Below are 16654 nucleotides of genomic sequence, written 5' to 3'. Positions count from 1 at the left end.
TTTTTCATTAATTAAATTTATGTTAAAATAGAACATGATGCCACACAATTATGTAATATTCAATTAAATCATGTATTTAATGTTATTTAATTAATAGACCCATTTTATTAGTATTTAGACATATGGTTGATATATGTCGTTGTTTATTTATATTGGTTTATTAAATTTGTTATAGTTAGTTTAGGGTTATAAAATAAGTTTATAGGTGTAGGGAGTTATATAATATTATGTTAAGCAAAATAACCCCTACAGATATATGTATTAATTTTGAAGTAGTTAAATTTTTCGGTGAAGAAGAAAAACTATTGGTCATGTTACCAGATACTGTTTCACCTGATGTTATAACGTTTTTAGAATTCTTTAACTCCGATATTGATAGCGTTTTGTATTTTAAATCAAATCCAATTCGTCCTGATTGTGGATTAGAATTGGTTGAGAGTACCGTTGAAGAATTTTATCCTAATAAATTATCAAATGATTATAGAATTGTTTATAGGTGTCTTGATAAGGAATGTGGTAAGAAACACAGGGCTAAATTAGATAAATTTATTGATGATGGTTCTAATTATACTAATAATATGAAACAATTGGGTTCTAGACTTCAATTTATTGAAAAGATATCTTATCGTAAAATGAGTGAAATTTTTGAAGCTATTTTTGGAATAAGAATACCAAAGTCTATTGTGTATAATAACCAAGACCAAACTAGTGATGAAATATTAACTGCCGTTGAAAAAGAAATTGATGCCGAAATTGAAAAAGAAGAAATAGAGCATGTGGAAACTATAATTATGATGAACAGTTTATGAAAGTATCCAAAAATAAAAAAGCAAAATTACAATTGCTTGATGCTAACACAAAATATGCATCTGCCATGATTATTAGTCACGATAAATTTGATTCTAACACTACTTTAAAGTACTGGAATATGATTTTATCAAATTTACCTAGAGAATGTATGATTACTGATGGTCATACAATGTATCCATCAATTTGTAAAGAATTTGAAATAGAACAGGCATTATGTACTTTTCATGCTATCCAGAATGTGCGTGATAAACCATATAAGATAATAAATAGAAATAATACGAAAAGGAAAAATAAATCAAAGAAAATTAAGACTATTGAAGAAAAATTAACAGAATTGAATAATCAATACATTCATAAACGAGGTAGATTTCGAAAAAAACGAGACTAAACAGCGTAAATTATATGAAAAAATACGATCCAAAAACAGACAGATCTCCACACCAAATCAAGAAATCCGAACGTTAAATAAGGAAGATAAAGAACTAAATAAATATATGGATAAGATATCCTTAATATTCAAATCAAAAACTCTTAAAACAGCCAAAAATAGATTAAACAGATTAAAAGAAGAGAAAGATAAATTACCCGATTCTATAGTCAATGCCCTTGACAAAATAGATAAAAAATTTGATAAATTAACTAAACACATTGAAAATAATGAAATACCCAGTACAAATAATTTAGTCGAATTATTTTTCAATGTTACATGTGGTAATAAGTTAAAGAAACATTATAGAACAGATAAGAGTGTTGATAGAAAAATGAGGGCTAATAGATCCAGATGGAGTTATAGAGTATATTTAGGAAAAAAAGATTTTATCCTACCAGTCTTTGTAATACAACCCACTGAAAAAATATTAAATTTATAGGAAGTCCGACTGCATTTGGGACACTGCCATTTGATTTTTTAATTTTTTCCTGTACACGATGTATGGCGTCTTCGGTTGTAACTATTGTTGTAAAATTATTTACTCCAAGATCAATACCCATAACTTTGTCTTTATCTAAATCCAGTGGATATTTTTGTGCTTCATAAGTGAAATTTGCCTTAAACATTTGCCCATTTTTAATTGGAATAATTTCCACTTAAATGATATTTTTATCTCTTATATTTCTGGAATTTTTATTCTATGCCCATAATCCCTTGATTTTAACAATTTATTATATTCTCTGCTTAATAGTAACTCCATATAACCCCCTTCCAACTTCTTTTTAGAAAACATAAAAGATTATGCTCCCCATAATCAGATTACCCCTATTAAAAAACCCATGTTAATCCTTTCAACCCAATTATTGAATTAAATGAAACTTTTTTATTGATTAAATGATACAATTATATCCAATCATATTAAATTGAATGATAATAGCAACGTTAATAATGTAAAATATTTCTCTATTTGAATTAGTTTCTTAATAAGTTTTTCATTCAATAGTTTCAAATTGAAATGCTTATCAAATATATCTGCAAATAAATTAAAATGCATTTTTGTTAGTACCACTATAAATAAGATAATAGCCAAATAATTACCTTTACAACATGGGATTAATATGAATAAACTAGCAATCTCATTTATTCTATTAAAATAAACCATATATCCTATATAACTAAATTTCTTTGGTGTTTTAATGTTACTTATTGATTCATCAGATAATCTAAATCGAAGTAAAATCATGAAAGCATCGTATACTATTATTAGAATAAAAGCAATAAATGCATTAGTCAAGAAGATATTGGGAAACAATATTATGCATGGTGCAAATATTAAAAAATAGAATAACGCTTCAATAAATTTAAAAAAGATTATTCCCTTATCATTTAACAATTTCATATACCCATTTTCATCAAATTGTCTTTTTCTAAGAAAAGATAATGAGTTATTTTTATGATAAATCATAAAATCAACATCATCATTTTCCAAATCTTTCCTGTTAACTATAGTATATCCACTATTAAATAAAGGTAACTTATATACTATGCCTTTTTCAATAAGTAATATGAATATTATTCCCCAGAACAAAATGTTAAATAGAAATAAGAGTATCCAATTCATTATAATCACAAACTAGTTAAGTTGTCATATGTTTTTTCAAATATATATCCTTCAATCTTGTCTCTAACCCAGTCCATAAGTCCATTTCTAATTTCATCCATTGTCGTTAAAAAGTTTCTAATCTCCTGTGATGTTTCCAATTCACTAATTTTGAATAATTCTTCACCAGTAACTTTAAGAAATGCGTTCCTTACAACAATATTACACACACCAGTAATTGCTGGGTCAACAGCTAATATAGTAAGATCAATCTGAAAATTAAGAATATCTTCAGAAGTAGCATGTCCAGAGAATAATCCATGAGAATCAGCTAATATAAATATTCCAGAACCAATTAAAACACCTGCAGCAATCAATATTTCAGATTCAGGTGAAGTTACTCCTATTAGAATCGATACACCTGCTCCTGCTAAAAATCCACCCACAGCATTTTCTATTATTGCCCATCCACTATCTGAAGAGAATCCTATTAATGAATGAGAATTATTTAGCATATTATTATTACAATTATCTTCAAAACATTCCATCGTTGATGATTTTTTAATGTTTTTACTGTTGTTTTCTGTATCATTATATTCTATTAAAGGATATGATATTGCACCATTATAAATACAATTATCTAAAGAGATTATCGTCTCCACTATTCCTGTTTCTACATTAAATAATACATATATGTTCTCCAAATCTTCAGAACATATCTTTATTGTTTTCGTTTGATTGTTAATAATTCGATATACTTTTGAGTTTTTATCTAAATTTAAAAACATTGATGCAACGGTTCTTCCTAATTTTTCCTTTATTAAATTTAATGATATTCTTGCTATTTCAGGTAATCTTGCCGTGGATTGCATATTAAACAAATATTTATTCGTAGCATTTCCCGTCGTTACTAATCCCATTTTCAAGTCATTATATTGTATATAGTTTACCCGGTCATAGTTTATTCCTGTGATGATTAATGTTTCATCACTTCTAATGGCTGTTAGGTTATATACATATGTCAAGTAGTTTGCATATTGATCATATTGCCATAATGTCATTATTGCTGTGAGTATTGTTCTGTCCTGGGGTGTTATCCTAAATAAATCTAGGTTAGGGTCACGATTTTTAAAATAATTTATTGATTGGTTAACGTATTCTGTAGTCATCGCTTGATTTGTTAATAAATATGTTTGTAGTACATCATATTGTCCACATCCATATACTTCTTTTGGTTTAAATGTTAATGTTTCATTTTTAATAAACAGGTTTGAGTTTGTTTGGAATATGGTTTCTACTTGTTCCTTTTTAATTCGTTTTTTCTCTAATGTAATTGTAAATAATTTTAAATCATTTGAATATAATATTATATTCTCATATTTAGAAGTAAAAGATTTAAAGATTACATTAACATAATTTATTTCTCCGTACTCTTTTACCTTAAATTTAACACTTAAGATGTCTGATTTATGTATGATGCAACCTTCAACATTAGCAAAGTCTACAGTACTAGTTGTAACAGTATAATTAGAAAAACTTAAAAATATATAATTATTTAAATTAGAGTTATACATATGATATTTATATTCAGTATTTCCTACTGTAAAGAAAATATACTCATACTGAGTAATATTTGAAAAATTCACAGTATAATTATATCTCATAACAGTTTTAGACCCATTAATTGGATGATACTCGATTGTCTTGGAGTATTTAGTGTTATACTGTGTGTATATTTCTATTTTAGTATTGGTATCTGTTGTGTAGCTTCCGTAGTTGTTTAGTGTTTCTGTTGGTGCTTGTGTCTGGTTGTATTTTGTTATGTTGAATTTTCCTGGCTGATTGGATTGTATGATTATTTTTTGCTGTCCGTTGCTCCAGATGTTAGTTACGTTTATGATGGTGATTGTTGGTCGTTCGTCCTGGTGCTGTACTGGTGTGTAATTGTATACTTTTGATTTGTAAAGTTGTATGTCATCTTGTGTGTAGTATTTTAGTCGTGTGTTTTTGTTTAGGTATATTTTATCATTGTTTTTGGCTGTTTTTACTGTTGTACTATTGTTTGGAGTTGTACCGTCTGTTGTATAGTATACTGTGCAGTTTAGTTTGTTTATGCTGAATTGTATTCTTTGTTTGTTGTTTTCCAGTGTTGTCAGTGGTCTTATTGCCGTTATCGGTGGTGTGATTACCTTCGGTGGCTGGTAAAATGTTACAGTTGATGTGAATCCTTCGTTATCTATTAGTATTGCTCTTACCTGTGTTTTTATTGATATCATTACCTTGGTGTTGTTAGTCCATGTGTTGCAGCTGGTATTGGGTGTTGATCCGTTTCTCGTATAATAAATTGTACCTGCCTTGTTTATTTTTACCGTTATGTTCTGATAGTTGTCACGTACATCGGTAATGTTTTTGATTGTTAGCACGGGTTTAACCGCATTCATACGATAACTATAGACGTTGCTGGTTATTGATCCGTATACTGAGATAAATCGTAGGTCAGTATAGTTATTTATCTTTATGGGTGCATTATACTTGGTACTGCTTGTTGTTGGCGTGCTGCCGTCGATTGTATAATATATGCTGGTTGTGGGCAAGGTATATGAAATGTATACGTCTTGTGCCTGATTAGTTATCGGCGTCTTGTATACAATGTATGGCGTTGAGCCTTCACTAAGCTTCATGGATAGAACTGCACCACATTCACCGTTTTCTTTAACGGCAAAATACTTCAAAGTCTTACTCGTATCATAAACAAATGCCTTTGTGTATTTGGTACTGCCGGTTGTTGGATTAGCACCATTTAAAGTATAATAAACCGTACAGTTGTTTACACCACTAAAAGTAGTATTATATGTAGTGGATGTGAGTTTACTTAGAACTACCTTTACACTTAAAGCCGTGGTGGTGTTACTTACAATAGCACTAGTATCTCCACTTCCCTTAATATTATCTGGGTTATGACGGGCTGAATCTGTGGATTTATCATCTTCGATAAATTCTTCCTCCTCATCATCAATTGTCGTATCGTTTAATTCTATTATCTCGGAATTTTCATATCCATCCTCGAAATTATTATCAGGAATAATTTCATCATCATATAACTCTTCATCAATGTCCTGTTTTATATTATTATCATAACTTGCACTTGCCGTAGTGCTAATGTCTGCATTACTTGATTTGCTGACATCCATAGCACATACTACACTAATACAAGAGAGAATAATAAACAAAAACAAGATAATCTTCTTATAATTAATAAATATTAGCCTCCTATTTTATTCTTTTATTGATTAATTAATTATTAAAACAGTTAATTTGTTGTTAAATGTATAAATCAATTTAAATATCTTCACATCTAAATCGATTAACAACATCAAACGTTATGTCTTAAGTTATTAATAAACATAACTATTAAAATAAACAATGAGACTTTAAAAAATTGTGGGGGTTGTATTAATTTAGGGGGTGTACTTTGCAAAAAAGTATTACTGCTTTTTCCTATCTAATATGGATACCCGGTGAATCCTTTAATAGTTTTTTCTTAAAATATATGCCATTTACCATTATTTATTGAAGGAATAACTCTTTCTGAGAGCTTTAAATTTTTCAAAAAAATTTTTCAAAAATAAAAATAACCATTACCAAAAATAAAGATTTTCAGAGCTTATTTTAAATCAAAATTTTTCATATAAATTCAATATGACATAAAATACCTGAATTAAATTTTAATAATAATTTCAAGAGCATATAAGTGTATATATTGATTCTTACAATATATTTTCATGTGTAGCTCAGGGAAAGAAAATACAATAAGTGAATTGTCAACAGGACAATACAAATTTGTGAAGTCTTCGGTAACTTAGTATCTATGCATTCTAAAATTAATAAGATTCTTACACTGCTTAATAAGGACTCTGTTAATGTTTATACAAATATACAAATGAGGGGATAATTGTAGAGAATATTAAACGTCAATGCCCTTATTGTAATAGACGAAAAATATATGTACATGAATGGAATGGAAAAACACTTCATTTTTATGATATCCAAAATGTAAGGGTTAAAGTACCAAGATATGAGTGTGCAAGATGTAGTCGAACATTTATGGCTGATTTAACATCAATTGTGGATAAATCAGCTAATTTTACCAATAATTTTAAAGAAGGCCTACTGAATAAATTTATAGAAACGGACATTACTTTATTTCAAGCAAAATAAGATATGGAAAGAAGATATAAACACGTTATATCACATCAATCAATCGAAAATTACATTTTAGAATTATCTAAAGAGTTAAAATATACTCCGTTAGCTTCCAGAGGTTATTTATTATTTGATGTTCAATGGATTAAACTGAAGAAAAAATGGAAATACCGTTTTGCATTATATGAGTTATACCAAGATTAAATCATAGCTGATAAAAGATATAATCATGAAAATGTTGAAGTGTTCTTAAGAAAATACGCTAAGAATATAAGTGTCAAATGCATAACTACCGATTTAGATAAAAAATACAGGCCAATAATAGCTAAATTAGGATTTAACCATCAATACTGTGTGTTTCATACTAAAAAAACAATCAATACATATATTGGAAGAAAAATAAAACGAATGAAAAAAAATACAAGAAAACAAGGGAAAATTATTGTAAAATATTTCTTCTATTGAGATTTAGAAAACTTATCAAAAACATACGAACGATACAACCACCATAAAACAGAAATACACTAATTTAAAATATAAATTATATGAAATACTCGATAATGATGATTATACTTAATCATTTGAACTACTAACTACATTAATGTCAGAATTAAACGAGTATACAAGATAAATCAAAACATTCATCAAAAACAGATTACGAGACCAATTCAGAAACTTTAAATTATACACAAAAGAGCCAAAAATAGCCCCTACAAACAATAAAATCGAAATTTTTTCTCCAAAACAATGTCTAAGAAATATAAAAGAAAGTATAGAATAAACAAAGGAATATTAGCAAGAATACACTTAAATGAAGAAAGTATCATTGAAAAACCCCATCTCCCATAATTTTTTAAAGAGTCGCGATGTTGAACATGCAAAAATTATATATAATGAGTAACATCATATATTATAGTATTATTGTAAAAATAGTATAGTATTTAATACTTGTTTTTTAATCTGATTAAGTCATTAGATGAATAATGCTCTTGAATTTTCTTATAAAATATGAGCATTACGAGTTTATTTAATTATACTATTCATTCAAAAAAGTTAACTTAAAATAATAAACATGTACATGTAATATAAGAAAAAAAATGAGGTGAATAAACATGGCAATTTGGCAAGGTAGTTCATTAAGAAAACCTACTGGTGCAAGATCCAGAAGAAACAGAAATAAAAGAAACGCTGAATTCGGTAGAGTAGCAGCAGAAACAAGAATAGGAGACGAAGTTAAAAAAGAAATAGTTGTAAGAGGAAACGGTAAAAAAATCAGAGCAACTGTTGCTAACAAAATCAACGTAATCGATCCTAAAGATAACTCCAGTAAAAGCGTTGAAATTAAAACTGTACTCGATAACAGTGCAAACAGCCACTTTATCAGAAGAAACATCGTTACAAAAGGGGCTATTGTAGAAACCGAACTTGGTCAAGTAAGAATTACTTCAAGACCAGGACAAAATGGAATAGTTAACGGCGTATTAATCGAATGAGTATTCCAGCAAAAATCGAAGAACAGGTAACGGAGCTTCTTAGCTCCATTAACCAAAACCTTCCGGAGGATATGGAGTTAGAACTGGAAGGTTATTATGACAGAGGTTTCTTCGTAACCAAAAAAAGGTATGCTCTTATAGAAGAGGGCACCATTGTTGTTAAAGGTCTAGAACTTGTTCGTCGTGACTGGGCACCTGTTGCCAAGAACACACAACATGACATTCTAGAGGCTATTTTAAAGGATGCATCACCTAACAAGGCTAAAAAGATAGTTAAGGATGTTATCAAACGTCTTAATAGCGGTAGTGTAGATGTATCAGATCTTATTATACATACTAAGCTTACTAAAAAACCAGAAAATTATAAACAAATAGCACCGCATGTAATTGCTGCTGAAAAACTTAGAATGCATGGTATAAAAGTAACAAGCGGTTCAATTATTCAATATGTTATAACCAAAGGCAATGAACCCATAAGTAGACGTGCTCAACCTGTTGAACTGATGGGAAATAAAGAATACGATCCGGAGTATTATATTGAACATCAAGTTTTACCGGCAACACTACGAATATTGGAAGCTATTGGTTATTCTGAAGAACAGATTATGAATAATGAAAAACAAACAAGCTTAGATAGTTTCTTTTAATCATTACTCTTTTTTTAAAATTTAATTAAATCATTACTTATTTTACTATTTATCATATAATACGTATCATTATAATGAAAAAATAGAATTCTGTTAAATATTTCTTTATTTTAAAAAATAGGATAGAGTTTAAAAATCAGTGCAAAAGCATAATCAAAAAAAATAGCAAAATGAGTTATCTGATTAGTTATTATAAACAGACATCTACAGATAATTTCCACGCATAAGAATTAATATGACCAGTATAATACCTAAAACAGCACTGAATGAAAATCCAATAAATCCTAGAATTGGATAACCATAGAAACTAATGGTACTTTGGGTATTCATTATCAATGATGAACCGACAAGCAATGCGGCAATTATAATTGCAAGCACTATCTCATTAACTATTCTTGAGACCAACCCCACTAACATTTGAAAATCATCATAATCCAATGATAACTTGACATTACCGTTTTCAAATACTTCAAATATGTTGTTTAATGAAGTTGGTAATTTTCTAGCCATATTTTCAATATCAACATATGTTTCAGTTGTCATGGCAGCCAATCTTCCGGGTTTAAAGTTTTGACCAACCATCCTTAATGCGTATGGCCGTATGATATCAGTAGTGTTGAAATCGGGACATAACTGTTTTCCAACATCATTAACCATACTCAATGCCCTTACAAGCATCATGATATCACGGGGGATTACTATTTCATACTTCTTCAATAAGCCATCCTCCATTATCCCACGCATTATCGCGGTCAAGTCATTGAATTCCATACCGTAATATCGATCCATTATATCAATTATTTCATACTCAACCTCTTTAAGGTTTGAATCATCCTTTACAATTCCCATATAAAACAGTTGTTTGGAAATTAACCTTGCATCACGCTGAGATAAAAATACGAATAGCTTAGCAATGTCTCCCTTTAAATCATCATTCAAATGCCCTACCATACCGAAATCCACAAATGCCAGACGATCATCGTCAAGTACGAATATATTTCCAGGATGAGGATCGGCATGGAAAAAACCATGCACCAATATCTGTTTAATAAATGAATCCACACCTACAGTTGCAATTTTTTCTTTGTCATATTCATCATCTGGAGCTGCTATTACCTTGTTTAAGCTTACACCCTCCAAATATTCCATGATAAGTACTCTTTTTGTCGTGTAATCTGAGTATACTTCAGGAACATATACTTCATCATCCTTTAGTAAAGAACCTAAATGAAGCATATTCATAGCTTCAAATGTATAATCCAATTCCTTATGCATATCCCTTTGAAATACATCGATAAGTCCGGGAATATTATATGGAGTCAATGCACTAACATTTTTATGGATTCTATCAGCTAATGCGTGCATTATTTTTAAATCACTCTTTACCTTCTCTTCTATACCATAATGCTGAACTTTAACTGCAACTAATTTATTATTTAAAAATGCAGTATGTACTTGTCCAATACTTGCAGATGCTATAGGTTCCTTTGAAAATTCCTCAAATATTTCATCCACCGGTTTACCAAGTTCTTCTTCGATTGTGGTTTTTATCAATTCATAATCTGTTACGGAATTGTCTTCCTGTAATTTTGATAATTCATCGGCCAGATCGAAACCGATTAAGTTCGGATATGTACTTAATGTTTGTCCTAGCTTGATAAATGTAGTTCCCAACTCCTGGAGTACCATTCTAATACGTACATTAGTATCCTCACTCATATCATCATGGATATCCTTATTTCTAAGCAGTATATTATAACTTAAACCCAGTCTACTTACAAGTACATTGAATCCATATTTAATAAGAACGCGTGCTATTTCATTCATTCTAGCTATATTTTTACGTTGAGTTGATAATACCATGATACTCACTATATTTTAAGTGTTAAAAAAAAATTTAAAAAAAAGGTGAAGATTTTATATGTTTACATTAAGTTTTGATATAAAAATGTTCCGACGACTACTGCAATTATTATAATTAACAGGATAATCAATACAGTAACTAATTTGCTTGTGAAATTGTTTACGTTTTCTTGTATGTCATAATCAAATTCTTCTAATTCATCATGGGAAACATTTAATTTTGATTCTAATTTTTCATCAAATGAGTCATCCTCAACATATTCCTCTTTTCTGGATAATGCTGATGAAATTGAACTTTTTATTTTTGAATCAGATTTGGTTTTTTCTGCTGCAGCTGCTGCAGGAGTTTCTGGTATGATTTCCTCAAATTCCTCTTCAGCTGGTTCAAATACCCTTTTTTCTTCTACCAAATCATCTTCATCCAATTTTACAGATTTTTTTGTTTCGGGAGCTGTTAATATTACATCCTCTGTTTCCAATGATGCTTCTTCCATAATTTCTTCTTCAGGTACTTCTTCAGGTACTTCTTCAGGTACTTCTTCAGGTACTTCTTCAGGTACTTCTTCAGGTACTTCTTCAGGTACTTCTTCAGGTACTTCTTCAGGTACTTCTTCAGGTACTTCTTCAGGTACTTCTTCAGGTACTTCTTCAATTGTTTCATCAGCTACTTTTTCTGTGATAACTTCTTCTTTGACTTCACTGTCAACTATTACCTCTTCATCGGCAGCAACATCATCAATGATAATATCTTCATCAGGAATTGTTTCATCAACAATTTTTTCTTCACTTTCATCAAGTACTAATGGATCATCAAATACTATATCTTCAACTACCACGTCATCAGTAATTAAATCATCAACCAATAGTTCATCTTCATCCAATACTATTGTTTCTTCATCTGAATTATCATCAATAGAAATGGTTTCCATTTCTTCAATGTCAACTGTTTCTACACCTTTAACCTGTTCAGATTCTGAAGATTCTTCTTCAACCGGTTGAGTATCAGCATCCAATACTACTTCTTCGATTGGTGCTTCTTCCCAAACAACATCATCAGTTACAAGTTCTTCATCCAAATCCAAGAATTCATCTTCTACTACTGCTTCTTCAACTTTATTTTCTGTTTCAACTACTTGCTCGGTTTTCTTTTCAACAGGAGTTCCGCAATTAAAACAAAAGTTATCTTTGTCCCCTAATTCTGTCCCACATTTTTTACAAAACATTTTTATACTCCAATTGTTCAATTTGAATAATAAAATTAAGTTAAATAACTCAAGTAATTATATTTCGTATATTTACTAGATTTTTATTTAGAATAATAATCTTATCTATTATGTTTAAGTATATTTTTTATAATATATAAAAATAATCTATTTCATGAAATGTTTTAGGCATGTATGTTATTGGTTTAACTGTGAAAATAACCGGAAAAAAACAGTTGACAAATGTCCAAATTGAAAAACAACCCTCTAATCCATTTCAATTTAAATGGTACTGACGTTTAAAAGAGTACATTTAATAATTAAAAAAAATAGTTTTTTATGGTAGTTATATACTACCAATTACCCGTAGGGATTTGACATATAATGGTGGAATGATACATGAACCTAATTGACGAGTCTTATTACTTGCAGCGGTTGCTTCTTCCATAATCTTAAATATATTCCCAGAAAGCATGGCTTTTTTAATTGGAGTGGTTATTTCACCATTCTTAATTTCAAATGCATTTCTTGCCTCTACTGAAAAGTCACCGGTTATTGGATTAGCAGTATGTGCCCCCATAACACTATCCACAATTACACCATTAGTTATATCACTTACGGTATTCAAATCATCAAATTCAAGTTTTAAATTGGAAAAACTTATTGAAGGCACTGACGTATATCCACTCCTTACGGCATTTGCAGTTGAAGTCACATCATCTTCATCCTTATTCGCATGATATATGTCATATATGAAACTTTTTAGAATTCCCTCTTCAATCAGGGTTGTTTTTTGAGAAGGTGTTGCTTCATCATCACATATTGAAGAGCATAATGCTCCAGGTATCGTTCCATCATCAATTAATGTGAAGTGTTCAGATGCAACCTGTTGGTTTAACTTATCCTTGAAGCAGGACCTTCCTCTTTGCTTATTTTCACTATTTAATGCTGAAAAGAATGTTGAAAGAAGTGCTCTTGCAGCATTGTAGTCAAGTATTACTTCACTATCTCTTGTATGGGTAGCCTGGGCATTTCTTGAATTTAATGCCAATGATGTGGCATTATCCACGATTAACTGAGAATCTATATCATATCCATGACTGGCATCAAAGTAATAAGCACTTGATACAACATCCCCATCATCCACATTCACTTCAATCGAAGCAGCACAGGATGTGGTTGACTCGGATACGTAAACACCATTTGAATTTGCAATTGTTATTGTACCATTTGCTACCCCTATTCCCCCAGAGGTAGGATTGCATTGTTTTTCTTTTACCAAATCAATGAGATTTTTTGAAAAGTCTATTGCATCCTTCAGTTGGAAATTCTCCAGTTTTTTATCATATAATCCTTTCACTTCATTGTATTCATGATTATTATCTATCATTGCAAGATTTTCATCAGCAGCATTTAATTTAGCATTCATTATTGCTTGATTTGCAGTGACATCTATTTTATCAAGGTTTGTTGTATATGCAAATCCTTGCTTATTATCATTAATGACTCTTATTCCCACACCTTTTATACTTTCTTCTTTTGCCGTGTTTACACTGTCATTTAATATTTCAACATCCGTTGATTCCTCTTCCTGAATATATAATTCTGCACAGTCTACTTTTTTTGCCAAATCATTAATAATTGCATCAATATTCATCATATCTACCTGAATTAATCATCCATTTTAGAGTATCTGTATGCAATGTTACATGTTCCTTCCTTACTTACCATACATGCACCTATTGGATGTAATGGATTACATTCTCCACGGAACAAGCCACAATCCTCCGGTCTTGCCATACCCCTTAATATAGGACCGCAAATACATCCTTTAGGTACATTTTCAGAATCAGGCAAATCCATATCATATAATTTTCTTGCATTGTTGTCATCAAATTCTTTCTTGAGGTCATATACCGAATTTGGTATTTCTGGAAAACCTCTCCATTCCTTACTAGTTACTCTGAATACTTGTTCCATTGCTTCCTGTGCTATGACATTACCTTCATCCCGTACTGCGCGTTTATATTCATTTTGTATTCTAGGATTACCCTCTTTTTTCTGTTTTAGAATAAGATAAATTGAATATAAGATATCCAGTGGATTGAATCCCGCTACTGCCTGAGGTATTCCATACTCAGTTGAAAGGTATTCGAAAGGTTTTGTACCTATGATTGTACATACATGTCCCGGTTCTATCAGTGCATCAAGTTTTACTTCATCATGTATTAAGAAGTCCAATGCAGGAGGAATTAACCTGTGACTTGATAATACTGAGAAATTTTCCGGCGGATTATTCAACATTTCTGATGCTGTTGTTGGTGCTGTCGTTTCAAATCCTGCTGACATAAATACCACATCATTGTCCAACTCATTTGCCAAATCCACTGCATTACCGATACCATAAACAATTCTTACATCAGCCCCTTCGGCTTTGGCATCTGCCAATGACTTTTCTGTACCTGGTACTCTTAGCATGTCCCCGAATATGGTAACAGTCACTCCCTGTTCGGCCAATGCCACACATTCATCTATTTCCTGTGCAGGCACTACACATACTGGACAACCAGGCCCTGCAACGATTTCAACCTCTGGAGGCAACATTGAGCGTATACCGTTGTACATGATGGTATGTTCATGTGATCCACATACGTGCATGATTTTTATTGGTTGTTTTATTTCATTAATTTTCCTAATAATGTCTTTTGTTAAATCTTTCAATTTAAAAAACTCCCATAGATTCATTGTTATATTAAATAATGGTCATGTAATTTAAAAAAATTCATTTTTTATTATGAGTAATTATTTACCAATTAAAATATTTATTATTATTGTTAATTTTCTTCAGGTAGAAAATTATTTGAATTGATTAAACTACCACATGTCGTTGCATCAAAATCACAAATAAGATTAAATTTCTATAAATATTAAATAATAAATACTAAGAGAAATTAATATATGAATATCTATTAATTAACAGGCTGTCATATTATGAATATTAGTGTTGTAGGATTAGGTGTTGAAGGCCAACAGGCCACGCTATCCTTATTGTATAGAGGACATGACGTTTATTCATCAGATATTAACAGAAAAATTGACTTATCATTGCTTAACGAAAGATTATCCAAAGATTTAAGGGATAAACTGGATTTAGAGATAGGTAGTCATAATCTGGATAAGATATATAAATCTGATGCAGTAGCAGTTAGTCCCAGTTTATTTAATAAACAGATATCGAAGGATATCATTGATAGAAACATATTCATATCAGACGTGTTTAACAATCATAAAGAGATTACGACAATCGCTGTAACGGGTACAAACGGTAAAACCACCACCAGCCATATGATATATGACATGTTGGTAAATAATGGCCACAAGGTAGTTATCGGTGGAAATGGTGGTGGAGGATTTAAGGGATATATTGATCTTCTATTAGAGGCAAACAGTGACGACTACGAATTCATGGTCATAGAAGTATGTGATATGACCCTTGAATTTTGCAAGTATGTGTTTGATATCGATTTGATTGTCGTTACCAACATTGGATATGACCACATGGATGTTCATAAATCTATTGAACACTACACTCAAGAAGTTATAGATTTCATAGGCGATAAAGCATGTATTCTTAATAAAAATGATGAAAACCTGCAGATAGTTGCAGCCAATACTGAAAATGCAATATTTTTCGATGAATATCCTGAAAAAATTAACCTCTTTGGAAATTTTAACTTGCAAAATGCACATGCGGCCTATCAGGCAGGAAAAATTTTAAACATTAATGAGGAGATTATCAAACACTCCCTTAAAACATTTAAAACAGTTGAAGGAAGAACCCTTAAGATAAATTATAGGAATAAGGAAATAGTGATTGGTAAGACCGACAATGTCGATGCACTTAAAGCTGTTTTGGATGAAGAACATTTTAATACGTTAATTATTGGAACACCCAGAAAGAATGAAACGTGCAGATATAATATTCTTGATTACATCAGCAAATATAAAGCGGACAGACTCATAATATTCCCAGGTCTTGAGGATACAACATATGATTATGTCGAATACCTGAATAAACTCAATTATACCAGAGATGTCATGGTCATAAAAAATATCTGCGACATTATCAGATATTTGAACACGCAGGAACTTGGGAAAATATTTATAGGCGGTAACGGACAATCAAAAATTACTGAAATTACCAACATATTACTTGATGATGATTAACTCATCATAGACCCCTCTTTTTTATTATTACAAATACCCTTAATAATCCCAAATAAATAAAATCACATTATTAAATATATTACTTAGAATGGATTTTTTAATACACAACATTTTAAAGAATAAACTACATATTAAAATATATTATAAAATACTGAATAAAATATAATTCTTATTATAAT

13 protein-coding genes are annotated in these 16654 nt (G+C 30.3%); 6 read left to right on the top strand and 7 right to left on the bottom strand.

From position 1 onward, the window contains the following. The first annotated feature begins 227 nt into the window (after nucleotides 1–227). From AW729_RS09385 to AW729_RS09375, 3 genes are all read left to right on the top strand, one after another. Nucleotides 228–809 carry a hypothetical protein gene (locus AW729_RS09385; protein ID WP_112124868.1) on the top strand — a complete coding sequence of 194 codons (582 nt, stop codon included), beginning with the start codon at nucleotides 228–230 and terminating at the stop codon, nucleotides 807–809. Next, complete coding sequence (locus tag AW729_RS09380) at nucleotides 806–1198, top strand: hypothetical protein (RefSeq protein WP_112124867.1); 393 nt, start codon at nucleotides 806–808, stop codon at nucleotides 1196–1198. Before AW729_RS09385 ends, AW729_RS09380 begins: the two co-directional genes overlap by 4 nt. Nucleotides 1199–1304: 106 nt before the next feature. Beyond that, nucleotides 1305–1679 carry a hypothetical protein gene (locus AW729_RS09375; protein ID WP_112124866.1) on the top strand — a complete coding sequence of 125 codons (375 nt, stop codon included), beginning with the start codon at nucleotides 1305–1307 and terminating at the stop codon, nucleotides 1677–1679. Here AW729_RS09375 and AW729_RS11330 read toward each other — a convergent pair. The 3 genes from AW729_RS11330 to AW729_RS09365 all read right to left on the bottom strand — a co-directional run bounded on the left by AW729_RS11330 (nucleotide 1627) and on the right by AW729_RS09365 (nucleotide 6031). Beyond that, nucleotides 1627–1866: a hypothetical protein gene (locus AW729_RS11330; RefSeq protein ID WP_162685886.1), complete on the bottom strand. Its 240-nt coding sequence runs from the start codon at nucleotides 1864–1866 to the stop codon at nucleotides 1627–1629. The genes AW729_RS09375 and AW729_RS11330 overlap by 53 nt on opposite strands. 287 nt (nucleotides 1867–2153) lie before the next feature. After that, the gene (locus AW729_RS09370) at nucleotides 2154–2861 is read right to left on the bottom strand and encodes a hypothetical protein (RefSeq protein WP_112124865.1); all 708 of its coding nucleotides are present in this window, start codon (nucleotides 2859–2861) and stop codon (nucleotides 2154–2156) included. Nucleotides 2862–2866: 5 nt separating this feature from the next. Then, nucleotides 2867–6031 carry a chitobiase/beta-hexosaminidase C-terminal domain-containing protein gene (locus AW729_RS09365; RefSeq protein ID WP_112124864.1) on the bottom strand — a complete coding sequence of 1055 codons (3165 nt, stop codon included), beginning with the start codon at nucleotides 6029–6031 and terminating at the stop codon, nucleotides 2867–2869. A gap of 2124 nt (nucleotides 6032–8155) precedes the next feature. Between AW729_RS09365 and AW729_RS09360 the strand changes: the two genes are divergently transcribed. Beyond that, a complete protein-coding gene (locus AW729_RS09360; protein WP_112124863.1) occupies nucleotides 8156–8536 on the top strand; it encodes a 30S ribosomal protein S8e in 381 nt (126 codons plus the stop codon). After that, complete coding sequence (locus AW729_RS09355; protein ID WP_112124862.1) at nucleotides 8533–9183, top strand: DNA polymerase domain-containing protein; 651 nt, start codon at nucleotides 8533–8535, stop codon at nucleotides 9181–9183. The genes AW729_RS09360 and AW729_RS09355 overlap by 4 nt, the downstream gene beginning before the upstream one ends. A 204-nt stretch (nucleotides 9184–9387) precedes the next feature. Here the strand turns inward: AW729_RS09355 and AW729_RS09350 are convergent, their stop codons facing one another. The 4 genes from AW729_RS09350 to hypD all read right to left on the bottom strand — a co-directional run bounded on the left by AW729_RS09350 (nucleotide 9388) and on the right by hypD (nucleotide 14969). After that, nucleotides 9388–11046: an AarF/ABC1/UbiB kinase family protein gene (locus AW729_RS09350; RefSeq protein WP_112124861.1), complete on the bottom strand. Its 1659-nt coding sequence runs from the start codon at nucleotides 11044–11046 to the stop codon at nucleotides 9388–9390. A gap of 62 nt (nucleotides 11047–11108) precedes the next feature. After that, nucleotides 11109–12269, bottom strand: a complete 1161-nt coding sequence (locus tag AW729_RS09345) for a zinc ribbon domain-containing protein (protein WP_112124860.1) — start codon at nucleotides 12267–12269, stop codon at nucleotides 11109–11111. Nucleotides 12270–12594: 325 nt separating this feature from the next. Next, on the bottom strand, nucleotides 12595–13905 hold the full coding sequence (locus tag AW729_RS09340; RefSeq protein ID WP_162685885.1) for a TldD/PmbA family protein: 1311 nt from the start codon (nucleotides 13903–13905) through the stop codon (nucleotides 12595–12597). Nucleotides 13906–13919: 14 nt separating this feature from the next. Continuing rightward, nucleotides 13920–14969 (bottom strand): hydrogenase formation protein HypD, encoded by a 1050-nt coding sequence (gene hypD / locus AW729_RS09335; RefSeq protein WP_112124858.1) that lies wholly within the window; start codon nucleotides 14967–14969, stop codon nucleotides 13920–13922. 270 nt (nucleotides 14970–15239) lie between these two features. Here hypD and AW729_RS09330 point away from each other — a divergent pair, with 270 nt between their 5' ends. Beyond that, the gene (locus tag AW729_RS09330) at nucleotides 15240–16475 is read left to right on the top strand and encodes a Mur ligase family protein (protein WP_112124857.1); all 1236 of its coding nucleotides are present in this window, start codon (nucleotides 15240–15242) and stop codon (nucleotides 16473–16475) included. Nucleotides 16476–16654 lie beyond the last annotated feature (179 nt).

The organism is Methanosphaera sp. BMS (assembly GCF_003268005.1).
GTDB lineage: Archaea > Methanobacteriota > Methanobacteria > Methanobacteriales > Methanobacteriaceae > Methanosphaera.
The sequence above is the reverse complement of the archived record's forward strand: the minus strand, read 5'-3'. Positions and strand labels throughout refer to the sequence as shown.